Origin of the sequence: Mucilaginibacter sp. 21P (genome assembly GCF_019331605.1) — a bacterium.
Taxonomy (GTDB): domain Bacteria; phylum Bacteroidota; class Bacteroidia; order Sphingobacteriales; family Sphingobacteriaceae; genus Mucilaginibacter; species Mucilaginibacter achroorhodeus.
On the sequence record NZ_CP063061.1, the window covers coordinates 1,384,324 to 1,408,880 of the forward strand.

Here is a 24,557-nt window from a genome sequence, read left to right on the forward strand (position 1 = left end):
ACTTGCCAGAAGTAGGGGCTACGAGCGAACGCAGTAGCGGCAAGATTTTGCAGCCCGTGGTTCTGACCGCTTGCCGGGCAAAGGCCTGGTGCGCAAAGAAGCCTCTTTGCTGGCTTGAATTTTTGCTTCTTTTGTTTCAAGACAAAAGAAGTAGCTTCTGCGGCAATAAGCAGACCAAGTTAAATAAAGTACAAACCAAACAACAGGAATGCCGATCCGCTAACCTGCCAGACAATTTTTCGATTACCTTTGCCTTGCATATTTCTTCACCATCTCATCAACGATCTGCGCCGTTTCATCTGGGAAATCAACAACAATACGATTGTCATTGGCCAGCCAGTTGTTGATACGCGGGACGAAATCATGCCCGATGGTGTGTATCACCTCAACGCCAAGCTTAGATGCGGATAGTGCGTTGCATTGTTGTTCGTACTGGCCTCTCATAGGGATCATCAAAACTTTTTTACCGAGGTAAAGTGCTTCTGCAGGCCCTTCAAAACCGCCGCCTGTAAGCAGGCCGGTACAGCTGGCCAGGCTGGCATTAAACGCCTCGTTATTCACCGGGAAGATTTGAACATTACCCTCCCGATATTGGGTTTTCTGGCGCTTGCTGAATATCTGCCACTCAACATCGCTGGTTTGGCTCAGATATTTTACCAGGGTTTTATCGCTATAAGCAGGCAGGTAAACGGCATAGTGACCTTTATCTGATGTTTCCATTTTGCGGATATCACTACGTATAACCGGGGTATGGATAAAATGGTCATACCGCTCAAAGTGAAAACCGATATGGTGGGTGGTAGGGGAATAGTATTTGAACAACCACTCGGCATAGTTCCATTTTTTTGGCCGGGGCGTTTTATCTGATACAAACGAGCATTGGTGACTTAATGATACTGACGGTACTTTTTGCAAGCGACAAGCCCATGCACTAACGGGCTCAAAATCATTGATGATGAGGTCGTAATCGTTAAGCGGCAAGCTGTGCATATCTTTCCAAAGCTGCCTCAAATCCATGATCTTGAAGGTGGCCCAATTATCAACGCCGCCATTTTTGCCGAAAACAAAGCTAAAGCCGTGAAATTTATATTTAAGCGGCTGCGACAGGCTCACCTCCGCTTCGGTTCCGCTAACCAATAGGTCAACCTCGCCGTATTGTTGCAGTAAAGGCACAATCTCGCGGGCACGGCTTATGTGGCCGTTGCCTGTACCCTGTATACCGAACAATATTTTCATGAGGTTGAGATGAGCAGCAAATATAATCGCTTTAGTAAATCTTAATGCGTTTCCTGCTTAAATCTTTCTAAAAGGCTGCGCACGTCTAATTTGGCATCAAGGTCTTCCGCGTCGGTTGTGTCGTCGTCTTCAGTCTCCTGTTTAAAGTCATCAGGCTGATATTTAAATATGTCCCACTTTTTGTTGTTGTACTCCAAAGCAGTAAGGCTTTCAACCCAGTCGCCACTATTTAAGTAAGTAACCTCGCCTGTGCCGTTTGTTGCTTTAATTTGGCGCATTTCGGCATGGTGAATGTGCCCGCAAATAACATAGCTGTAAGATTTTTCCACAGCCAGGTCCGCGGCGGTTTGCTCAAACTGATTGATGAACTTAACAGCATCTTTAAACTTTGCTTTTACCTTTTGCGAAAAGCTCATTTTGGGTTTACCCATTATAGTTAAGAACCAGTTTGTAAGGCTGTTGATCAGTATCAGCGTATCATAACCTATTGCACCTAATTTAGCCAACCACTTTGAGTGCTGCATGGTAACGTCAAAAACATCACCATGGAATATCCAGGCTTTATGGCCATCGATATTTAAGACGATCTTATCCAGTAGTTGAAAAGTGCCCAGGTTAAAATCAGTGAATTTACGCAGCATCTCATCATGGTTGCCGGTAAGATAATAGACCGGGACACCCTCGGTGACAAATTTGAGGATACGGCGCACTACCTTCATGTGTGCCTCTGGCCAGTATGACTTACTGAATTGCCAAATATCAATGATATCCCCATTGAGGATAAGCATTTTTGGCTTAATACTTTTTAAATATTTGAGGAGTTCTTTTGCGTGGCAGCCGTAGGTGCCCAGGTGTACATCAGATATAATTACAATATCAACTTCGCGCTTTGCCATCTAAAACATTGAGGCCGGCATGGCCTGATAATTTTTGATTGGTATTGGCTGGCAATGCAAACGTTCAGAAAGATCTTTCTTCTTCCTCGTCTTCATTAACCTTTAGTTCGTAAGGGCTTAAATAGAATGCACCCAGCAATACCAGTAATCCTATTACAAACAAGTAAGCAAATTCAAAATTCATCTTTCCTTATTTTTACAAAAGTCGGGTAATCAAATTATTATAACGTTAAGACTGTGTTAAATGTAAAAGGTTACAACCCGCTCTAAAATAAAATAGCCTGTAGTTGTAAGTGAAAACAAGAATCTGAGCTAAGGATGTAGAAAAGGTCAACTGTAATTAGTGCGTAAAGTGTTTTTGCGCCAGCTAACATGTTAGCAATCAAATAAATGTTAACAAATAAATCATCGCTTCATAACGTTTATAAAATAAGTTATCGCTTATTTTTATGGACTTGTAACTGGTCATTGAATTAAAAATTAACTAAACCCAATTTTTATGACCTGGAGAAAATTTAGCGGCGAGGTGATCCAAACACCTATTCTTGAAGAAGTAGAAGCAGCTATTGAGCGCGAAACATCCCTCGGCAACAAGCTTAAAGTTTGTATTGGTACAGATTCGCAGGTAAAGGGAGCGATTACTGATTTTGCTACCGTTATTGTGTTCATCCGCGAGCAGCGTGGTGCTTTTATGTTCATCCACCAGGAGCGTACATCGCAAAAAATGAGCATTAAGGAGCGTATGTTACACGAGGTACAAAAATCAATTGATATCGCCTACAAACTTTGCGACCTGCTTGACCTTTACGATGTGGAACTTGAGGTACATGCCGATATTAACACCAACCCAATGTTTAAAAGCAACCAGGCCTTGCATGAGGCTATGGGGTATATACTAAGCATGGGTTTTGTATTTAAAGCTAAACCCGAAGCCTTCGCAAGCTCATGCTGTGCAAATAAGATGGTTCAGTGACGAGTTGATCAGGAATCTGTGATTAGAGATTAGTTAGCTGCGGTTTCATTTCTGCTGAGGTTTTTCTAACTTGCCTTTAATTAGGCAGGCAGGGGCTTGATCGCCGATAATGAGACCTGATCTCTCACCTCCAATTAACTAATCTCTGAAAAACCATGTCCCCATTAATAGAAATTACCGACCCTAAAATATATGATCCTGCTGTTGTGTTGATAGATGTGCGTGGCGGCGCTGACGCTCACGAACGCTATTTGCAGGGGCATTTACCAAACGCAATTTTTGCTTCGCTTGATGATGATCTGGCCGATCATCCTGAAGATGCGGCATATGGCGGCCGCCATCCGCTGCCTAACCTACACGACTTTGCTGCAACGTTACAGCGCTGGGGCCTTACGCCCGATAAGCACGTTATTATTTATGATGATAAAAATGCCGCTATGGGTGGTGCAAGGCTGTGGTGGATGCTGCGTTCGATAGGGCATGATAACGTGCAGGTGATAAACGGCGGTTTAAAAGCAGCTACAGACGAGGGTGTTGAGTTAAGTACTGATGACTATAAGCCCCAGCCTGCAGCCACCCTTTACCCTGTTGCCGATAGTTATAAAAACACCGTTGATATTGAAGAGGTTAAAAAGGCCGCTAAAGACGATAACCGTGTTGTTATAGATGTGCGCGAAGGTGCCCGGTATCTTGGCCATACTGAACCTTTAGACCTGGTTGCCGGGCACATACCCGGCGCGGTAAATTTGTTTTACAGTAATAGCTTATCTCCCGAAGGAAAATACCTTACTGCGCAGGCCTTAAAAACTTTGTACCAGAACACCATTGGCAACATTAAACCCGGCGATGTGATAGTGCATTGTGGGTCGGGAGTTACGGCCTGCCATACGCTGCTTGGTATGGAACACGCAGGTATAGTCGGTCCGCGTTTATACGTTGGCTCATGGAGCGAATGGAGCCGCCGGGATTTACCAATTGCAACTGAAGCCAACGGACTGTAAGTTATCATCAGAATATTAAGCAATAAAGAAGTGATAGCCAACAATCTTAGGTTTGCCCTGTTAATGAGTACGTGAAAACATACGCGTTAAAATTTAAACAGAACATCCCGATTAGTATTGATGAAGCCTGGGATTTCTTTTCTTCGCCGCTTAACCTTCAAAAGATTACTCCGGAAGACATGAAATTTGTGGTGACATCAGATTATACCGCCGAAACCAAAATGTATGCAGGTATGATCATCACATACAAAATATCGCCGCTGCTGGGCATTAAAATGAGCTGGATGACCGAAATTACCCACGTAGCAGATAAGCAGTACTTTGTAGATGAACAGCGTTTTGGCCCGTACGCCCTATGGCACCATCAGCATCACTTTAAGGAAATTCCGGGCGGTGTAGAGATGACTGATATCTTGCATTATGCTATTCCATACAGCGTTGTAGGCACTATAGCCAACAATGTTTTTGTAGGCAAAAAGGTTAAAGATATTTTTAAATATCGCACTAAGGCTATCGAAGATATGTTCGGGAAGATGTAATTCAGATTTTATCGATGCGCACCCACTGCATATCGGCGGCAATTGCAGCCTGTACGCCCGGTTCGCCATCCTCAAACACAAGGCATCTTTTTGGGTCTACGCCCAATTTTTCGGCTGCGGCCAAAAACGGATCAGGGTAAGGTTTGCCATTGGGTGTTTCGCCTGCGCACACTAGCACCTCTACCATATCTAATATTCCTAAAACGCTTAAAGTTTTCTCAACAGATCTGCGGCTGCCGCCACTTACAACTCCAACACGCACCTTACCGGCATGGTTCTTAAGGTGGTTGACCACGTAATCAATCGGCTGGGTATGCTCAATAAACTCGTTAAAAAATATCTTTTGCTTGCGGCCGGCAAAATCTGCCGGATCAAAATTAGTGTTATAGCGCTTATTTATTTCGCCTATCACATTTTGGGTAGGAAGGCCGGCAAACTCATCAATAATATCTCCTTCTATAACTACGCCTTCATCGGCAGCAACACGAATGTAACTCTGTTTATGCGCACCCATATTATCTGCAAGGGTACCATCGCAATCGTATAAAAATGCCTCAAAATCTCCTGATGAAAGTTTGGTAAGGGCTTTATATTTCTTTAGTGAAGTAGCTTCCATTTCGGTTGCAAGTATAACAAAACTTAAAACAGTGCCATGTCAAAAGTATATTACCATTAGATTGAAAAATAACTTTTTCTGCCTAACTTGTGTAACCAATAATTAATTACGATGAAGCCAAATATTATACTGCTTATAACCGGCCTGGTGTTGGCAGGGGTGCTTACCCTGATAAGCATCAAAACAACTAACTATAATACCGAACGGTGGACCAGCGTAGGTGCTGGTTTTGTAACCGGCGTATTGCTTTTAAAAGCGCCAAAGGCTCTAACGCAGCGCAAAAGGCAAGAGGTTTAATAGATACTTCTTCCTGCGCCGCCATCGATCTGTATGGTTTGTCCGGTGATGTAGGCGGCTTGCTCTGATGCCAGGAAGGTAACCAATGCAGCCAGTTCTTCGGGATTACCGATACGGCCCAGGGGAATGTTTTTGGTTTTCTCCTTTATAGCTTCTTCCGGATCAACATCCTTAGGTAACGTGTGTTTAATACGATCGGTAAGTATAAAACCCGGCGCTACGTTGTTTACCGTGATATTATAAGGCCCAAGCTCGTCTGCCATTAGTTTCGCCATACCAACAACGCCCATCCTCATCGTGGTTGATAATATCGAATTTGGCAATACAGATTTCACCGACCCGCTGATGATATTGATGATGCGCCCGCTCCCGGTAAGTTTCATATATGGGAGTACCAGCCGCGATGTACGTGCCATGCTTAGCAAATTAAGGTCGAAAGCTTTTTGCCATTGCCCGTCATCAAAGTTTTCAAACTTATCAAACGGTGGCCCACCCGCATTATTTAATAGTATATCTATGCGGCCGTAAACGGCAACAGCTTGCTTTACAAACTCATTAACACCTTCGGCATCAGCAACATCAACCCGGATAGCCGTTACCTCGTTGCCGGTTAAGTTGCGTATGTCCAGGGCCGTTTTGTTTAATTCTTCAGCGTCGCGGGAGCCAATGATAACTTTTGCGCCTTCGGCAGATAGCGTACTGGCAATAGCCTTGCCCAATCCCTTGCTGGCGGCCAGTACAATGGCCACTTTATCGGTTAGTTGTAAATCCATAGCGTAGAAATGCTTTGCTGAGCAAATTAAATATATTTGCAACAAATGAAGAATCAATTAAGGCGTACGGTGATCTTGTTGGCTGTTGCGTGTGTGTGTTATTGGATAGTGGTTTTCTTCGCTACAAAAGAAAATACCGACATGATGAACATTTTACGGGGTGCTACCGCCGGTTTTGGCCTGGCTGGCTGCATTAGCTTTTTAATGATGCTGTTTGGTAATTTAAAGAAGAGCCGCGCCAAATGAAAAAGCTCATCCGCAGTTTTGGTTTTGCGTTCAAAGGGTTTAAGTATGCCTTTGTTACGCAACAAAATTTCAGGATACATGTTTTTGCAGCTTTAGCGGCAAGCGCTTTGGGCTGGTGGCTGCATATTAACGCTAACGAATGGCAATGGATAATACTCTGCATCATGCTTATGCTGGTTACCGAAATGCTGAATACCGCCATAGAAACGCTTACAAATCTTGTATCACCAAACTATAATAAACTTGCCGGTCACGTTAAGGATGTAAGCGCCGGGGCAGTTTTGCTGGTGGCAATTTTCTCACTTATCACCGGCTGTATTATTTTTATCCCGAAGATCATCACGCTTATCAATGCTGTATAAAACCAGAGGCATAGTTTTTAAAACTACTGATTACAGCGAAAGCAGCGTTGTTGTACAGATCTTCACTGAAAAATTTGGTCTGCAATCATACATCGTAAATGGCGCTAAAAAGCCAAAAGCTAAAATAAGCCGCAACATGCTGCAGCCTCTCCATTTGGTTGATATGGTGGTTTATCACAAGGCCAACGGCAACGTACAGCGTATCTCAGAGTTAAAAAATGTCCCCGTTTTGCAAGGCGTGCCTTATGATGTTATCAAAAGCTGCATCGCCATGTTCCTTAACGAGGTGCTTTACAAAGCTATTAAACAGCAAAGCGCAGACGAAAACCTGTTTGATTTTGTATTTAATGCCATAGAACTGCTTGACCATAAAACCACCGGACTGGCCAACTTTCACTTGCTCTTTCTGATTCAATTAACACGCTACCTGGGCTTTTACCCTCACGGTAAACCCGCCGATTTTTTTGATATGAAGGATGGTGTTTTTGTAAATTATAAGCCTGATACGCTTAATTACTTATCACCGCCGCACACCAAAAATTTCTACCACTTGCTGCAAAGCACTTTTACAACCATCGATAGCGTAAAACTAAGTAACGACGAACGCCGTTATCTTATCAATAAACTGCTGGAATACTATGCCATGCACATAGAGGGGTTTGGTAACATCCGCTCGCACGAGGTTTTGGAAGAGGTTCTGGGTTAGATACATATAATTATATAATTTAGCAGCATGTCTGTCACGTATAAAAACGCTCTTATACTTTTAATCGCATCTATATCAACCATAACCGCTTGTAAATACCGCTCGCAAGGGCCGGGACACGGTGAAAAACCCATAACTTCTTTTAAAAGCGTGGAGGGCATTACCTTCATAGAGGTATCGCGCAGGCAGAAAAGTAACGGCTTATCCTATAACGAATACGGTTACCACCTGACACCAGACTGGCGCTTACGCTTCGTATCAGATGATTCGGCAGCATTGTATAGTCCGCAGAAAGATGCGTTTTTCAACTTTCCGCTGGCGCTGGGTACCGATTCTGTTTTTAACATCGCGCATGCCTTCCTTAAAATGAAAAAAATAAGTAAGGATAGCCTGGTGTTTGATTTGTTAGAGGCGCAGGGCGATTCGATAGACATCCATAAATCGCGCGTGGTGATGAAACTATATTCGGAGCCATATATAAAAAGGACCGGAAAGGATCTGAAACAATTACAAGCCGCCAGCAAGAAAGATACTTTGTTTGTTCGTGGACTGGTTAATAAGGCAAATGCTGACATTAAAAAAGCTTTCGCTGCAGCCAATCCGGTACAACTAATCAGCAAAAACCCCAACCTGCAGGTTACCAAGCGCAAAACCAAGCCAAGCCTTTTGGATAATAAATACGCTACCGATGACGATTACCTTACCCCAACTTACGATATAGTGATCCATAAGGCCTATCAGGATTTTGATTATTCATTTGAGGCTACTGTTGACTCAGCAGGAGTTTGGCATTATAACAAACCGCTCGTTCCTTTTTTGGGCGATGACGATGCACAGGCTAATTACATTAAGGTGTCAACGGCAATCATGAATACTTACCTTAAAATGTTTATGACAACTATTCCCGGTGAAACACTCGGGATGAAGCAGGCCAGCACCATATCGGTAAATGTTAAGGGCATTAAAGCCGCCAAATAGGGTTTATTTTTTTGACTTGAACAACCTGGTAAGGAAATTTCCTTCTTCACCCTTCTTTTCCTTTGGCGGCCCTATCAGGAAACCATAATCATGCAGAGGTTCAAAATTATCGCAGATGATTTTAAAGATGCCTAACATTGGTACGGCCAGTATCATGCCGGGTATACCCCATACAGCCTCGCCAACAACAATGATGAGGATAGTGAACAACGGGTTGATGTTGAGCCTGTCGCCCACTATCAGCGGTTCAAGCACATAAGTTTGCAATAGCTGTACACAGCCATAAACTATCAGTACACCAAAAACGATTTTGGTATCGCTGCTTTGCGCTAAAGACATCAATACCGTAATAGAGGTGCCTGTGATATTACCAGCAAAAGGTACCAGCTCCAGCACACCGCAAAGTATGGCAAAGAATAATGCATTCTTAACACCGACAATGCTGAAACCTATGCCGTACATGATCCATAGCATCACGATCATTAAGGCCAAACCACCCAGGTAACTTTGTATCACTTTGCCGGCGTTATCCAATACCCTTTCTGTAGTTGGCTTATCTTCAGTTTTGAACAACCTTAATACAAATTTTTTAAAATGCGCACGGTAAAAAATGAATAAGAAGGTATAAACCAACACCAACACGGTATCAACCAGGATACCTGCAAATGAACCCAACAGGGTAGTGATCATTCCGGCAGCCTGCCCCATGCCACCTGCTTGTTGTTCTTTGATTATCTTTTGCTGCTCTTTATGCGAGATACCAAAATGCTGTTGTATATAATCTTTAGTAGAATCTATAAGCTCATTTATCCGTTGTTCAATTTTTGAAAGGTCGTCTAACAGATCTGTGAGTTGATATTGCAATAACGTAACGATCCCTGCTACTAAAGCAATTAACGATACTATACTTAAAGCAGAAGATAAGCCATTACCCAAACCTTTTTTCTGGAGCCAGTTGCAAACCGGCAGTAACAGCAGGGCTAAAACCAAACCGAAGGTAAGCGGCACCAATACAACCGAGCCAAAGTAAAGCACAACAAAAGTGAGAATAAAAAGCAGTAATATGCGAAGAGTTTGGTTGAGGTATTGAACGGTCATAGGCGGTAGGACTGAGTGAAAATATAAAGAGCACAAAAGAATTTGTGCTCTTTAATTGGATAAGCAATATTATCCTAAAATACGTTTCTTGATGTAATCTATCGCCGAGTCGGCAAGTTCGTTACCCCCTGTTTGTACCAGGCAACCATCTTCCTGAATGGTAAGTTCAGCATTGATGTTGTTGTCTATTTGTACGGTTAGTTTATTTTGTTCCTTTTCAACTTTGCAGTTTACTTCGCGGCCAGAATAGTGAATTTCAAACTCGTATTTGCCGTCACGTTCTGCCGGTGCGGTATCTTTATCTTCCTTCATTGGTTTAGCATTTATAGGAATAACACCAAAAAGTACACCAATGTTTCAGAAACAAAAAAGAGAAAACTTATGGTTTTCTCTTTTCGTGTTTTTACTGACCTCATTATTTATCATAAAGAACAATTGGTTGGAGTAGATAGATAACAATTAAGTCAAATATAATATCTATATACTAAGTAGACTAATTTTTATGAATAATATTTGCTAACAATCAAGAAAAACACCATTTACTTGTTGATAAACCTACCCGCGAGAAAAGTATTTAACTTTCAGTTGTTTAGCTCTGCGTATTAAGCGTTGTAATATTGAACCTTTCCTGTTACTTAAGAAGTATTTTATTGCATCATATGCCTTTTCATTTTCCTTTATCAGATCCGGGAAATATGAAACAGGTTGTTGAGCTACATGTGTGCTGTACATATTTTCTATGTTGGAGTGAGTACCGCTGCCATCGTGGCCAATGTTATGCACCAGCGACCGGGAAGGGTTCAGGGTAAGTCCGCCATTTAAGAAAACAGATGCGTACCAGCGTATAGCCCAGGAATTATTTTTGCCGGCCTTAAAATCAAGCATCTGTTTCCAGAAGTTCATGGTGCCTTCAATGGAGAATTGATTGATCTTTTGCTCATCAAATTTTGGGATGAGTTTATCAATATCCGGTTCAAAGTTTTTCCAGGCGCTATCCCAGGTAGCCCAGCCCCAACTAAACGCGGCGCGGAAAAAGAAAGTCTCCGGCAATTCACTATTCTCCAGCGGAAAAATATAAGAGCTAATGTGCATTACCTTGTCATCGTTTTGGTAACGTTCCAAGGCATCGTTGAAATACTTTAAAGTGTATGGCGATGATACCAGATCGTCTTCAAACACAATTACCCGCCCGTGGGTATTTACCAGATCAGTAACCCCGCTGATGATAGACTTTGCCAACCCCAGGTTACTTTCTCGTTCAATAAGTTTTATAGTTTTAAAGCCTGTAACCTCCCGGGCAATCCTACGGACTTCTAACACGCCTGGTTCATCCTTAGCAGTTTTGGCACCATCCGAATAAATAAACAACTCGCTCTCTGAAGCAAGCTCGTTTTTTCTCAAATGAGCAAGCGTTTCGCTGGTATGATCGGGCCGGTTATAAACAAAAAGCGCTATGGGAGCAGGAGATGTCAATTAGTGAATTATTGAGTTAATGATTAATGATATCGACTTAGAATATCTCAGCCTGCTTATCGGTTTTGCTGCATAATACCGTATAGGCATTGGCAAATTTTTCTTTGTAGGCCGAACTTAATTTTATTAGCGTGTTTTTCACGGCAAATTCTGCACCTATCTTAAAACTTTTCAAAAAGTTCTTAGCTTTTTTCTGGTTGATGAAAGTATTAAAGCGGGTAACCTCAGGGGCTATGATGGATGTAAGGTCTGCTTTAATTTCAAAGCCTTCTGTTTGCAGCAGGTACCGTAATGAAGTGGGAGTATAAACATTGATATGTCCGTAGGCCAAAAAATGTTTAATGCGTTTATCGACATTGGTTTTATAATCAATAGGTACTTCTATAACAAAGTTTTTCGCTACCCTTTTGATCTCCCTAAGCAACAAACGTTCGTGTTCTACATGCTCCAAAACATGCGATAGAATGATGAGGTCGAAAGAGTCATCTTCAAAAGGTAGTTTGTACCCATCAAAGATCTGTACCGATGCCAGGTTTTCGATCTGCCTGTTGGCAATGTGGGCAACGCCGCTCTCAGATATTTCTACTGCGTGATATTCGGCCGCAAAACCGGCATCTGATAAGTATTTCAAGATGCTGCCATCACCGGCACCAACCTCAAGCACTTTGATGAATTTGTGGACACTGCTAACTCCGATGATATGCTGCGCCTTATATTTAGCGCCAAGCATACGCCATTCTTCATCATGCTTTTTGTAGAACTCGTCATAAGCAGTTTTTACGTTACCGCTAAGTTGGGATACCTGCATATCGCAATATTAATAAATAACTGTTATCCAGCCCGATTTTTTTGCTTTATTATCCTCCATACTTATCACGTAATAATAAACAGCTGCAGGCAGTTTTTTACCATTGTAGGTAGCGTCCCAATTTTTTGAAGCCCCCCTTGCTGAATATACCAGTATGCCAGCCCGTGTAAAGATCTGCACGTTTGCTTTGGGGTAATTCTCGAGATTTTTTATCACCCAGGTATCATTTACGCCATCGCCATTTGGGGTAATGCTGTTAGGTATCTTCAACTCATTATTTACGGTAACTTTTACAGTAGCCCATGCGGGGCAGCCGGCAGCATTTGTTGCCGTAAGTGTGTATGTGGTAGTGTTTAAGGGGGCCGCAACAGGGTTTAGCGTAGTAGTGTTGCTTAAACCCGCTGCAGGCGACCATACATAAGTTGTATTTGGGCTAACACTTCCATTGAGGGTTGCTTTTTCGCCTATCTCGATCACAACCTCGTTACCGGCGCTAACAATTGGCTTGCTGCTGATATGTACCGAGTTACTGCCTTGTGATGATGCGCCGCAAACGGTTTGTACAATACTCCACGAAAATTTAATATCCACATCGACAGGTACGTTGATTAACGTCACCTCGGGGTTGTGCATGTTTGTGCTGTTGAACGGGTTGTATCCGGCTGGCCCGGTTAAGCTCCATGTACCTGTTTCGTTACTGTTTGGTGGCGTAGCGATTAACGTAACCTTTGTTTGCCCGCATGACACCGGTGCAATACTTACCGAAGTAAGAGTGACATAACCCACATAATCTATCTTTACGGAATTGCTGATTACCCTGCAATCGCCGGAGATAGCCACCCTGGAATAATATTGCCTAACAGGGCTAATAAAAGTAAACTGGAAATCTTTTTCAGTAGCACCGTTTACAATTTGCCAGCTGTTATTATCGGTGCTTACGCGCCATTGATAAGTGAAAGTACCGTTGCCACCTGCGGGTGTACTGCCTGTTATAGTAACATCTTTATCACCTGTTGCGCATATTGTATTGGTGGTAGTGCTAATGCTGTTGTTATTTATTTGCGGATAGATATTAAGGTTAATATATGGCTGGTAATTTATAGTGCCGCCAACAGTTGTTTTTCGCCTGTAATTCTCAACAACTATTGCCGGGAATGTATTTGATATTGGCGCGATATAGTCGCTATTTGCCCCTTGGCTACCAACTGATTGCCAGGTTCCGTTAGTATATTTCTCCCATTGATAAATTGCTCCACTTGTCTCGTTGCCCACTAATAAAATATTAAAAGCATCATTGCAAACATTTAACTCTTCAGGTACCGATTGGGTGATAACAACATTGTAATAGATTATAGAACAAGCATTACTAAGCGAGTAAGTTACAGGCGACGTGAAATTACGTGCTACCCCTGATGCGGGGCTAAGAGTGCCGCTGTTGATAATGATATTGGGTGATAAACCTGTAAGGTTTGTTTGCGGCGATACGGATATGGTTATAGTATGGTTTGTTTGATCAATTACTGCCGGCCCATTTTGCCCTGTCACCGCAAAGCCGGTTATTTTACTGCTGATGCCATTAGTGATAAGTACCGAAGCACTGCTGGTTTGGTCGCAAGTGGATTTACTGATAGTCCAGGTAAAATCAAATTCAGCGTTTAGTGGCATTCCGGTGATCACTGCGTTAGGGTCATGTATGTTTGACGCGTTGAAAGGGTTATAACCTGTAGTTGAAGTAACAGACCATGTGCCAGTTTCGCCTAAGCCCGGCGTATTACCGGTTAAGGTATAAGTACTTACGTTGCATAAAGTAACCGGAGGCCCAACGGTGGCTGGCGTAGGGCCGGGTATATAATCAAGGGTGATAACATTACTGTAAGCTTCGCAGTTGCCCGTTTTGGTTATTCGCCTTATCATTAATTTTTTGGTAAGGGTTAAGCTTATTGTCCAGTTTTGGAGAAAAGCGTTGGCCTCGTTATGCCAGGTTATGCCATCTGTACTGGTTTGCCATTGGTACGCAGAATATCCGAAATAACCTGAAGGCACGTTACCGAGAAAGAAAAAAGTTCTGGCGGTATTGCCACATGCAACAGGTTGATCAACTGAGATCTCATTTTGTGCGGTTGTGGGGCTGATGACCACTTTATAATAAGAATCATAAGTAGTAAAGCCCGATTTAGTAACTGCTCTTCGGTAATTTCTTATCACATCAACCCCGCTTAAATTTGATGAGCTGTTGGTGTTGTAATCAGCACTGTTTGTAATACCGGAGGCAGGCTCCCAAACGGTGCCTTGTTGTATTTGCCAGGCATAGCTTGTTACCGGTAAAGTTACGTTGGCGCCCGCCATAGTTACCGTGTTGCCAGGGCATACGTTTATAGGCGTAACAATATTTTGAACTTTTACATCAACCGCATAAGTAACATCAGAACAGGGGTTAACCAATTTGTAATAAACCCGACCGGTAAAATCTCTTGTTGTATTTGCCGCAGGCACTGTATTGGTTACAGGTGTAGTTGTTATCTGAGGTGTTAACGCCGTTAGGTCGGTACCGTCGGCAACCGTAATTTCTACTGTTTTATCAGTATTATTGATAACAGGGGGGGCAATTTGTTGTGGTAAGGTAAAACCTGTAATTAGCGATACTCCATCGTAAACAGTAACCGCTTTTGATGCCGACGTTACGCAGCCCGATGCATTGGTTACAGTAACTGTATAGGTGCCACTTGTATGGAAAGTGTTCGTAGGCTGGTTAGGTGTGTCACCACCACTCCATTCGTAAGATACGCCTCCACTTGCTGTTAGTTTGGTGCTTCCGCAGGTTGCTGCACCTTCTGCTATATTGATATTAAACGGCTGCGGCCTTATGCCCCAGGTTAAATTGGTATAATATTCTGGTGTGTTAGAATCAATGGTGACGCAGGTAAAATCGCCGGGGAACATAATTATGGCATAACCTTCCGTTCCAGTAATTTTTGTATTACTATCGTAAACCATGCCGCCACCATCATACAAAACCACGTAAGGCGTTGAAAAAGTAAGCGACGCACTTTGAGGTAACGAACTCCCTAATGAGGCTAATAGTAACACAGGATTAGTCACCTTTCTGGAGAAACACATGGTGGTTGTGCCACCAGGCCCTGCAGCCCATTCTGTTTTTGGGACAGTCGAATTTGGAATGGTGGATGGATAACCGCTAAGCCTGCTATTAAAAGAGTAAATAGATGGTGTGGTTCCAAATGTATAATTGGCAACCATGTTGATGTCTATGGGGGTGCCGTCGGCATCAATTACGCTGCCTGTTAAGCTGGTAACATTATTTTGTGCAGGCCAGGTTGCCCAATTTACATCATAACAATTTGCAAAAGGTTTTAATTGTCTTAAAATGTTGCCCGTAGAATCATTTAAACCATGGCTAAAGACCATCCGTACTTTACCTGCAAACGCAGGGGCGACAAAAAATATAATTGCTAAAAAGGTAATCACGCCAATTTTTAAAAGATGGCGTAAATACAAGGTTAACGAGTTCGCCGCTAAGGATAACAAAGGTTTAGGTGATTAATAGGGTGTAAAATTATAAGGTCAACTCATATTGCAAGGCAGTTATCCGTTTTGTAAAATATAGATGTTGATTTTCTATAAAATAAGCCCGGGGAAATGCCACTAAATACTAAATGTTTAAATCCCTGCTCAATTAAGAAATCGACACCGTCTTTGTAATCGGCTCTTTCAGAATCATCCAACACCATTACACCATTAACAGATAAGGCTGGCAAGCCCTGCTTGCAGCAATTTACACGGTCGCGCCCGTCAACAATAATAATATCAAACTTCTTATCAAGCTTAACAGGCATACGGCAATAGTCACCATTACGTACTAATTCACAATAGATCAGTTCAGCATTTACTGGTTTTTTTCCAGATTGCTCAATTTTATCAAACCATTCTTTATCGTGTTCAACAGATACCACAGCACCTGTATATTTAGCATAAAAATAAGTTGAATTGCCAGAGCCAAATTCAAATACGGTATGCTGTTTATTAAGCCGGTCTTTTATAAAATCGATAAAAGAGTAAGTTACCCAGGGGATAGGATTGCCTTCAGCATCAACCGGCGATCTGCTGTCAAAAGCCTTGAACCAGCCTATATCATTTAAATACCCTTTTTTATCGAATGATAATAGCGCACGTAAATGCGACGGGTTTGTAAGAACTTTTATAAGAGATGAAATCGTACTCAACGTTTTGCGATTTTTTGGAACAGTGAAATCAAAAATAATGATTTAAACATCATTAAACCCTGCTTGTGAACTTTTGGAATAAAAATGATGAAGAAAGTTGATGAAGCATAAGCTATTAATGTAGCAATTGCAGTACCCATCATACCCATAGTTGGGATAAGTAATAAGTTAAGCGCTATGTTGACTATCGCGCCAAAGCCGGTTCTGATAAAACTAAGTTTTGCAAAGTCTTCGGCAATTAATTGCTGACCGTTGGCCACACCCAAAAACACAAATAACCCAGACCAAATGTGCACAGCAAGTACAGGTGCCGCGTAGGCATATTCGGGTTTAAATAATTTATAGATCACCGGAGATGCAAAACTAATGATAACAGCCGCCGGCAAACTGATGTAGACCATTAGATCATAAAGATTTTGCAACCTTTTGCGATAACGATTAACATCATCCCTTTTGGCATTCAGTATTGCAGGAAATAGCGTGCTCACAATCACAGAAGGAATAAAATACCAGGCCTCACTGAATCTCACAACTGTGGCATAAGCTCCTGCTTCGGCGGCGTTACGGATATTTTGCAGCATTATTTGATCTATACGCATGTAGATGGATACCATTACGCCTGATATGATAAGCGGCCAGGAAAACTTAAGTAGCTTTTTTGCAAGTGTTCCTTTGAAAGACCACCTACTTATTGTACGGCCGTCACGTTGGTAAGTAATTAAATATCCTGCAGAAAGCATTATCCAATCAAATAAAAACGCGTAAACGAACCACAAAACAGGTGCATGATAAAAATAAATCAGAGTTAGTTTGATGGCTGCAGATATCAAATATGATATTACTTGCACCTGCATAATATATTTTGATTTTACTTCCGACTGAAAATATGGATCAATAATATTTGCTGATTGTATCACACCGGTGAAAGACAGGATGAAAACAAATAGGTAAGGTGTGCTTTTAGCCGGATAAATCTGATAAGCCAAAAAGATAAGCGGTATAGCAGTTAAACCCGCTATAAACTTTAATGAAAAAGCTGTCCCTAAAATCCGATCACGGTTATCAGGATGCTGGTGAAGTTCCTTGACAACATACTGATCAAGACCTAAAGATGTAATAGCTTGAAAAAAATAAACGTAGGTAATTGCGCCGTTTAAAATACCATTAAGCTCCAGATGCAAATAGTTTGCTATTTGGATGTTAACAAGCATTGTGATAATCAAACTCCCAACCCTACCAATAAAGGCCATACCGGTATTTTTAAAATACTTTTCTACAGCAGCTTTATCAAATCCGGGAATATTAGGTATGCGCATTCAGGGTGTAAAGATAGTTGTTAGATTTTAGAGATTAGTTAAACGGAGATTAGAGATTAGATTTCACAAAAAAAGGTACCCTTAGAAACGATACCTTTTGAATTTTAGATTTAATGTTTAGTCCCGCGATTAAAACTTATCTCCTATCATCAATATCTTATTAACTACTGCTGTTTATGCAACACATTGGTCGCGTCTAACCACCACGCCTTTCCATCGGGGGTAACTGCAATATTTGTCCCACCAGGTAAATTAAGGTCCTGCCACCTGTAATAGCTATCAAATTTAAAAATACCTGATGCTGCGGAACTTGTTAGTTTTCCAACAACAAATACAGAACCGTTGGCCCCTATACCAATATCTGAGGCTAATATGTTATTGAAAGGCTCCCACAAATAAGTGCCACCATAACGGTAAACGATGTTTGATTTATTTACAACCCAAGGGATACCGTCTGGCGCTACCGCTATCCTGGTACCGGCACAGTCGGGCTTATTTTCCCAATTTGAGCCGGTCCAGCTCATAATATTATTGCCACCGGTTGGGGATGTTTCAATATTACCAATCGCAAAAATGGCACCGTTAGCACCAATAGCAATGTCAGTAGCTGTACCCGGCTGTTCTATCCAGGCCGTTCCGCTATATTTTAGCACTTTGTGATCCTTATTAATCACCCAAGGTGTTCCGTCAGGTGTAACAGCCACTCTTACAGCTCCGCAATCAGGGAGTTTAGTAAGTTTATTGTTTACCAATTTCGAAATGCTGTACCCACTTCCTGCGGATGTACTATCTGTACCAATGATAAATACAGATCCATCAGCGCCTATGCCGATGTCTTTACCTTCTATAACCATTGGTATAACCTTAACCTGGCAAATGGCTGTAATGTTGTGTTGTTTGCTTTTGGCGGTCATGGTGGTTGTGCCTTCTTTCAAAGCTACTATTACACCTTTTTCGTCTATAGAAGCAACCGTATTATCTGATGATGTCCAGATGATCTGTGTAGCGTCGTACTTAGATGCAAGCAACTGTTTACCGCTGCCAACTTGTAAAGTGAGATCTGTGTAATTTAATGTGATAGCATCCGGTTGTATCTCAGCATTTTTTACACAACCGCTGAACATTACCGGAATAATGTAAAGTAGGATAAGGAAAAATCTTTTCATATGTAAGGTTTATTAATATATAGATATTGATTCTTCTTTTATTTTAAGACTCAGAATTAAAACCCTAATAAAAAAGGCATCCATAACGGATGCCTTTAAATTATTTAATGTTAAAAGATTAACCTATAACCTCTAATTATTGGCTTACAAACCTTTTAGCGTTTATTTTGCGCTCGTTCTCATTAAGGTATATCTTACGTAAGCGAATGCTTTGCGGGGTTACCTCAATGTATTCATCAGCCTGGATATACTCCATAGATTCTTCTAACGAGAATTTAATTGCAGGTGCAATACGTACGTTGGTATCGCTACCAGATGCACGCATGTTGGTTAACTGCTTGCCTTTGGTTAGGTTAATAACCAAATCGTTATCGCGAATGTGCTCGCCTAAAACCTGGCCTTCGTAAACATCAACACCCGGATCTACGTGGAAACGACCACGATCCTGTAATTTATCGATAGCGAAAGCTGTGGTTTTACCTGTATCCATAGATACCAATACACCGTTCAAACGACCAGGAATCTGACCTTTCCAGGGCTCGTATGCTTTAAAGCGGTGTGCCATAATAGCCTCGCCACCTGTAGCAGTTAATACGTTGTTACGTAAACCAATAATACCACGTGCAGGGATGTTAAACTCCAAGTGTTGTAGGTCGCCTTTTGGCTCCATTACCAATAGGTCACCTTTACGTTGTGTAACCAGTTCAATTACCTTACCGGCAACATCACCCGGAACGTCAACTATCAAGGTCTCAACCGGCTCACATTTAACACCGTCAATTTCTTTAACGATAACCTGTGGCTGGCCTACCTGTAACTCATAACCTTCACGACGCATGGTCTCGATAAGTACCGACAAGTGAAGGATACCACGACCGTACACCAGGTATGAATCCGGCGACTCGGTTTCAACAACCTTAAGTGCCAGGTTTTTCTCCATCTCTTTGTACAAACGATCGCGTAGGTGGCGCGATGTTACAAATTTACCCTCTTTACCAAAGAATGGTGAAGTGTTGATGGTGAACAGCATGTTCATAGTAGGCTCATCAATTTTGATAACCTCTAATTGCTCCGGTTTATCAAAATCGGCAATTGTATCGCCAATGTCAAAACCATCAATACCAACAACGGCACAGATATCGCCCGAGCTAACTGAAGTAGCCCTAACTTTACCCAAACCTTCAAAAGTATAAAGCTCTTTAATACGTGTTTTTTGAATAGTACCGTCGCGTTTTACCAAAGATACCGGTTGGTTTTCTTTAACCGTACCACGAGCAACACGGCCAATTGCAATACGACCAACGAAAGATGAATAATCTAATGACGTGATCTGCATTTGCAATGTACCTTCTTCAATAGGAGCCGGAGGGATGTTCTCCAGGATAGCATCCATCAATGGGAAAATATCCTGCGTTGGTTTTTTATAGTCGGTGCTCATCCAACCTTGTTTTGATGAACCGTAGATAACCGGGAAATCCAGTTGCTCTTCGGTAGCTTCAAGGTTAAAGAACAATTCAAATATCTGTTCGTAAACCTCTTCGGGGCGGCAGTTTTCTTTATCAACTTTATTTACAACCACTATTGGTTTAAGGCCTAAAGCCAATGCTTTTTGCGTTACAAAACGCGTTTGCGGCATGGCGCCTTCAAAAGCATCACAAAGAAGCAATACGCCATCTGCCATTTTCAACACGCGCTCAACCTCGCCACCAAAGTCGGCGTGGCCCGGGGTATCAATAATGTTTATCTTCACATCCTTGTAACGTACCGATACGTTTTTAGACACGATAGTGATACCGCGCTCGCGCTCAAGGTCGTTGTTGTCAAGGATAAGCTCGCCTGTTTCCTGGTTGTCGCGGAAAATGGCGCAGCTATGTAAAATTTTGTCAACCAAAGTGGTTTTACCGTGGTCAACGTGTGCGATGATCGCAATATTTCTGATTTTTTGCATGAAATGCCGCCTTATAAATTTTGCGCAAAGATACAGTTAATTTGCGGGATAAGAAAACCCTTTAAGCTTTTTACAAACGCTTGATTTTTACTTAATTATTTGATAATCTTATTTACAGCGTTTATGCCGGTTTTATCGCCATAAATCGCTTGGATATGTAAACAAGGTAAAGCTATAATTTATTTAACTAACATAGTTAGATGCGTTTGAATGTATCGTTTAATGTAAATGTAATTATGAAGATGGTGACTTGGTTAACCCTATGAAAGCCCGACAGTTTTACGTATATTTGCGAAAATTTTTAGCAATGCGCTTATAGCCTAAAACTAAGCCGCATTTACAATGTTTCCTTAAAGATATATGAACGAAAAAATAATAGATCTGGGCGAGCAAAGTGAGGTTGAGGTTTATGGTGCCCGGGTACATAATCTAAAAAATATCGATGTTTCTTTTCCGCGCAACAAGCTGGTTGTAATTACCGGCCTTAGTGGCAGCGGAAAGTCATCGTTGGCCTTTGATACCATTTACGCTGAGGGCCAGCGCCGTTATATGGAAACATTTTCGGCTTACTCACGCCAGTTTATGGGCGGTATGGAGCGCCCGGACGTTGACAAAGTATCAGGCCTTAGTCCGGTTATTGCTATTGAGCAAAAAACCACCAGCAAAAACCCCCGCTCAACAGTAGGTACCATTACCGAGATATACGATTTTATGCGTTTGCTTTTTGCCCGCGCAGGTGATGCCTACAGCTACACCACCGGCGAAAAGATGGAGCGCATGAGTGAAGATCAGATACTTAAAACCATTTCTGAAAAATTTGATGGACAGCCGGTAAACATCCTGGCGCCAGTAGTAAAGGCTCGTAAAGGACATTATCGCGAATTGTTTGAGCAGATCCGCAAGCAAGGTTATCTAAAGGTTTATGTTGACGGCCAGATAATGGACGTTGAGCCCAAAATGCAGCTCGACCGTTATAAGATCCATGATATTGATATTGTAGTGGACCGACTGATGGTTAGCGAAGCAGATAGCAAACGACTGTTCACTTCGGTACAATCAGCCTTAAAAACTGCTAAGGGAATTATTCGTATTGCTGATAAGGACAATAACGTTGCTTACTTTAGTAAATACCTAATGGACCCGGTATCGGGCATCTCTTACGATGAGCCACAGCCGAATACCTTTTCATTCAACTCGCCTTATGGTGCTTGTGAAAAGTGTAATGGCTTGGGATATATTTTTGAAGTAGACGAAGCTTCGGTTATACCTAATCCCAAACTGAGCATCATTAACGGTGGTTTGGCACCTATTGGTGAGTACCGCGAAACGTGGATCTTCCAGGTTTTAAAATCATTGGCTAAAAAATATGAGTTCTCGTTATCTACCCCGATAGAAAAGTTAACACGCGACCAATTGGATATCATATTGAACGGCACGCCAGATATGATAACCGTTGCCGTTGAGTACAATAAGTGGAATGTTCAAAGCTATCAGATCACGTTTGATGGTATCATCCGTATGCTGGAAGAGCAACAGGAACGCCGCGGCGATGAGGGCATGGACGATATGGAAAACTATCGTGTATTGCGTACTTGCCCGGTTTGTAATGGCGCCCGTTTAAAGAAAGAATCGCTGCATTTTAAGGTTGATGAGAAGAATATTTTTGAACTGGCATGCATGGATATCACCACGCTTGATGCCTGGTTCACCGGTTTGGAAGATCGCCTTAATGAACGCCAGAACGTTATTGCCAAAGAAATATTAAAAGAGATCCGCGCTCGTATAGGCTTCCTGCTTGATGTAGGTTTGAGCTACTTGACGCTTGACCGTACAGCCAAAACGCTATCAGGCGGCGAAGCGCAGCGTATCAGGCTGGCTACGCAGATAGGCTCACAGTTGATGAATGTAATGTATATTTTGGACGAGCCAAGTATCGGCCTTCATCAGCGTGATAACGAGCGTTTGATCAACGCCTTAAAAAACCTGCGCGATCTGGGTAATACCGTACTAGTGGTTGAGCACGATAAGGACATGATACTGGAGGCTGACCACGTGATTGATATGGGGCCGGCGGCAGGTGTGCACGGGGGGACTGTTGTTGCACAAGGCACGCCCGCTCAACTAATGAACGCTACTACACTCACCACATCATACATTAACGGCAAAAAAGAAATTGCCATCCCAAAAAAACGCCGGGAAGGGAATGGTAAAGTCCTAAGCCTAAAAAAAGCAACCGGGCATAACCTCAAAAAAGTTTCGGTTGATTTCCCATTGGGTAAATTGATAGGGGTAACAGGTGTATCGGGCTCGGGTAAATCGAGTTTGATCATCGAGACTTTATATCCTATCCTTAACCACCACTTTTTCCGTGCTAAGAAACATCCGCTGCCTTATGATAAGATAGAGGGGCTGGAAAACATTGATAAAGTTATCGAGATAGATCAGACGCCTATTGGCCGTACGCCGCGTTCAAACCCGGCTACTTATACCGGTGTGTTCTCTGATATTAGGAATTTATTTGTGGCCCTGCCGGAGTCGCGCATACGGGGTTACAAACCCGGGCGTTTCTCTTTCAACGTAAAGGGTGGCCGTTGCGAAACATGCCAGGGTGCGGGTATGAAAGTGATAGAAATGAACTTTTTGCCGGATGTACAGGTTCCATGCGAAGAATGCCAGGGCCGCCGTTATAACCGCGAAACTTTGGAAGTGCGTTACCGCGGCAAATCCATTAGCGATGTGCTGGATATGAGCATTGAAGATGCTACGCCATTTTTTGAACACATTCCATCTATCTACCGTAAGGTGAAAACTTTAAATGATGTGGGTTTAGGGTACATTACACTCGGCCAGGCCTCAACAACCCTATCAGGCGGTGAAGCTCAGCGTGTAAAATTAGCTACCGAGCTTTCTAAAAAAGATACCGGTAACACTTTTTACATTTTGGATGAACCAACAACAGGTTTGCACTTTGAGGATATTAACGTGTTACTTGGCGTATTGCAGCAACTGGTTGATAAAGGCAACACGGTACTGGTGATAGAGCACAACCTTGATGTAATAAAGGTAGTAGACCACGTAATAGATGTTGGTCCCGAAGGTGGTGCAGGCGGCGGCAAGATCCTTTTCAGCGGCACCCCCGAAGGCCTTTGCAAAGTAAAAGATAGTTTTACAGGTAAGTTTTTGAAAAAGGAAATGGGGATAAAGTAGGTTTACGCCTTCTCCCCAAACGCCAGGTCACCGGCATCACCTAAACCGGGAACAATGTAAGCTTTACTGGTCATTTCATCATCTACGGCACAGGTGCAAATCTTAGCTTTAGGTAGGTTAGCGCGTACATGGGCAATACCTTCTGTGCTGGCAATAATGCAGGCGATATGCAACTGCTTAATATCATAAAGCGCCATCAGTTCTTTACAAACAATAACCATACTTTGCCCGGTTGCCAACATGGTATCACATAAGATCAGCGTTTTTCCGGTGAGATCAGGGCTGGATATGTGATTGAGCTGAATGGTGAACGATCCGCTCTTTTTTACTTTTCTGAAAGCCGTTATAAATGCCGACGGCGAACGATCAAAGAAATTGATAAATCCTTGGTGAAAAGGTAGGCCGGCGCGCATAATGGTGCCTATCACCGGCGCATCTACCAGCATATTTACCGGCGCAATGCCTAAAGGGGTTTGTACTTCCTGCTCGATGTAGTCAAGTGTTTTACTTATTTCATAAGCTAATATGCCACCTAATCGTTCTTGATTTTGTCTAAAGCGGAATTTATCCTGTTGAATGTTCGCATCCCTAAGCTCTGCTAAAAATTGATTGGCAATACTATTGGTTTTGTTAAGAACGAATGGCTGTGTTGTTGGCATGGTTAAAGATAATGATTTCAG

The 24,557-nt window shown here is 42.3% G+C and carries 23 protein-coding genes; 9 read left to right on the forward strand and 14 right to left on the reverse strand.

The window, feature by feature from the left end:
• Positions 1-243 precede the first annotated feature (243 nt).
• Entirely contained in the window at positions 244-1,236 is a 993-nt protein-coding gene (locus INP83_RS06110) for a glycosyltransferase family protein (protein WP_219126708.1), read from the reverse strand.
• 41 nt (positions 1,237-1,277) lie between these two features.
• Positions 1,278-2,132, reverse strand: a complete 855-nt coding sequence (locus tag INP83_RS06115; protein WP_219126709.1) for a UDP-2,3-diacylglucosamine diphosphatase — start codon at positions 2,130-2,132, stop codon at positions 1,278-1,280.
• A gap of 499 nt (positions 2,133-2,631) precedes the next feature.
• Between INP83_RS06115 and INP83_RS06120 the strand changes: the two genes are divergently transcribed.
• From INP83_RS06120 to INP83_RS06130, 3 genes are all read left to right on the forward strand, one after another.
• Positions 2,632-3,105 (forward strand): ribonuclease H-like YkuK family protein, encoded by a 474-nt coding sequence (locus INP83_RS06120; protein ID WP_146269034.1) that lies wholly within the window; start codon positions 2,632-2,634, stop codon positions 3,103-3,105.
• Positions 3,106-3,260: 155 nt separating this feature from the next.
• Positions 3,261-4,106, forward strand: a complete 846-nt coding sequence (locus INP83_RS06125) for a sulfurtransferase (RefSeq protein WP_219126710.1) — start codon at positions 3,261-3,263, stop codon at positions 4,104-4,106.
• 71 nt (positions 4,107-4,177) lie between these two features.
• Positions 4,178-4,645 carry an SRPBCC family protein gene (locus INP83_RS06130; RefSeq protein ID WP_146269031.1) on the forward strand — a complete coding sequence of 156 codons (468 nt, stop codon included), beginning with the start codon at positions 4,178-4,180 and terminating at the stop codon, positions 4,643-4,645.
• A 1-nt stretch (position 4,646) separates the two neighbouring features.
• Here the strand turns inward: INP83_RS06130 and INP83_RS06135 are convergent, their stop codons facing one another.
• Entirely contained in the window at positions 4,647-5,261 is a 615-nt protein-coding gene (locus INP83_RS06135; protein ID WP_219126711.1) for an HAD family phosphatase, read from the reverse strand.
• Between the two features lie 111 nt (positions 5,262-5,372).
• On the opposite strand from INP83_RS06135, the gene INP83_RS06140 reads away from it, so the two are divergent.
• Complete coding sequence (locus tag INP83_RS06140) at positions 5,373-5,558, forward strand: hypothetical protein (RefSeq protein WP_219126712.1); 186 nt, start codon at positions 5,373-5,375, stop codon at positions 5,556-5,558.
• Here INP83_RS06140 and INP83_RS06145 read toward each other — a convergent pair.
• Entirely contained in the window at positions 5,555-6,331 is a 777-nt protein-coding gene (locus INP83_RS06145; protein WP_219126713.1) for an SDR family oxidoreductase, read from the reverse strand. The genes INP83_RS06140 and INP83_RS06145 overlap by 4 nt on opposite strands.
• Before the next feature lie 45 nt (positions 6,332-6,376).
• Between INP83_RS06145 and INP83_RS06150 the strand changes: the two genes are divergently transcribed.
• Genes INP83_RS06150 through INP83_RS06165 form a run of 4 tightly spaced genes read left to right on the forward strand, consistent with a single transcriptional unit; the run spans position 6,377 to position 8,623 of the window.
• Positions 6,377-6,577 (forward strand): hypothetical protein, encoded by a 201-nt coding sequence (locus tag INP83_RS06150; RefSeq protein WP_146269027.1) that lies wholly within the window; start codon positions 6,377-6,379, stop codon positions 6,575-6,577.
• Positions 6,574-6,939, forward strand: coding sequence for a diacylglycerol kinase family protein (locus INP83_RS06155; RefSeq protein ID WP_146269026.1), 366 nt, complete (start codon positions 6,574-6,576; stop codon positions 6,937-6,939). Before INP83_RS06150 ends, INP83_RS06155 begins: the two co-directional genes overlap by 4 nt.
• Complete coding sequence (recO, locus tag INP83_RS06160; protein WP_219126714.1) at positions 6,929-7,645, forward strand: DNA repair protein RecO; 717 nt, start codon at positions 6,929-6,931, stop codon at positions 7,643-7,645. Before INP83_RS06155 ends, recO begins: the two co-directional genes overlap by 11 nt.
• A 27-nt stretch (positions 7,646-7,672) precedes the next feature.
• On the forward strand, positions 7,673-8,623 hold the full coding sequence (locus tag INP83_RS06165; protein WP_219126715.1) for a hypothetical protein: 951 nt from the start codon (positions 7,673-7,675) through the stop codon (positions 8,621-8,623).
• Between the two features lie 3 nt (positions 8,624-8,626).
• Here INP83_RS06165 and INP83_RS06170 read toward each other — a convergent pair whose 3' ends face one another.
• From INP83_RS06170 to typA, 9 genes are all read right to left on the reverse strand, one after another.
• Positions 8,627-9,721 carry an AI-2E family transporter gene (locus tag INP83_RS06170; RefSeq protein WP_219126716.1) on the reverse strand — a complete coding sequence of 365 codons (1,095 nt, stop codon included), beginning with the start codon at positions 9,719-9,721 and terminating at the stop codon, positions 8,627-8,629.
• Positions 9,722-9,790: 69 nt separating this feature from the next.
• Complete coding sequence (locus INP83_RS06175; protein ID WP_219126717.1) at positions 9,791-10,033, reverse strand: hypothetical protein; 243 nt, start codon at positions 10,031-10,033, stop codon at positions 9,791-9,793.
• Between the two features lie 243 nt (positions 10,034-10,276).
• Positions 10,277-11,194 carry a glycosyltransferase gene (locus INP83_RS06180; protein WP_219126718.1) on the reverse strand — a complete coding sequence of 306 codons (918 nt, stop codon included), beginning with the start codon at positions 11,192-11,194 and terminating at the stop codon, positions 10,277-10,279.
• Positions 11,195-11,231: 37 nt separating this feature from the next.
• Positions 11,232-12,002, reverse strand: a complete 771-nt coding sequence (locus INP83_RS06185) for a class I SAM-dependent methyltransferase (protein WP_219126719.1) — start codon at positions 12,000-12,002, stop codon at positions 11,232-11,234.
• A 9-nt stretch (positions 12,003-12,011) separates the two neighbouring features.
• Positions 12,012-15,485 carry a gliding motility-associated C-terminal domain-containing protein gene (locus tag INP83_RS06190; RefSeq protein WP_219126720.1) on the reverse strand — a complete coding sequence of 1,158 codons (3,474 nt, stop codon included), beginning with the start codon at positions 15,483-15,485 and terminating at the stop codon, positions 12,012-12,014.
• Between the two features lie 101 nt (positions 15,486-15,586).
• Complete coding sequence (locus tag INP83_RS06195; protein WP_219126721.1) at positions 15,587-16,240, reverse strand: FkbM family methyltransferase; 654 nt, start codon at positions 16,238-16,240, stop codon at positions 15,587-15,589.
• Entirely contained in the window at positions 16,237-17,556 is a 1,320-nt protein-coding gene (locus INP83_RS06200) for a flippase (protein ID WP_219126722.1), read from the reverse strand. The genes INP83_RS06195 and INP83_RS06200 overlap by 4 nt, the downstream gene beginning before the upstream one ends.
• A 164-nt stretch (positions 17,557-17,720) precedes the next feature.
• The gene (locus tag INP83_RS06205; protein ID WP_219126723.1) at positions 17,721-18,722 is read right to left on the reverse strand and encodes an Ig-like domain-containing protein; all 1,002 of its coding nucleotides are present in this window, start codon (positions 18,720-18,722) and stop codon (positions 17,721-17,723) included.
• A gap of 136 nt (positions 18,723-18,858) precedes the next feature.
• Entirely contained in the window at positions 18,859-20,670 is a 1,812-nt protein-coding gene (typA, locus tag INP83_RS06210; RefSeq protein WP_146269015.1) for a translational GTPase TypA, read from the reverse strand.
• 360 nt (positions 20,671-21,030) lie between these two features.
• Here typA and uvrA point away from each other — a divergent pair, with 360 nt between their 5' ends.
• Entirely contained in the window at positions 21,031-23,877 is a 2,847-nt protein-coding gene (gene uvrA / locus INP83_RS06215; RefSeq protein WP_219126724.1) for an excinuclease ABC subunit UvrA, read from the forward strand.
• A 2-nt stretch (positions 23,878-23,879) separates the two neighbouring features.
• On the opposite strand, the gene upp is transcribed toward uvrA, so the two are convergent.
• Entirely contained in the window at positions 23,880-24,536 is a 657-nt protein-coding gene (upp, locus tag INP83_RS06220; RefSeq protein ID WP_219126725.1) for a uracil phosphoribosyltransferase, read from the reverse strand.
• Between the last annotated feature and the right edge of the window lie 21 nt (positions 24,537-24,557).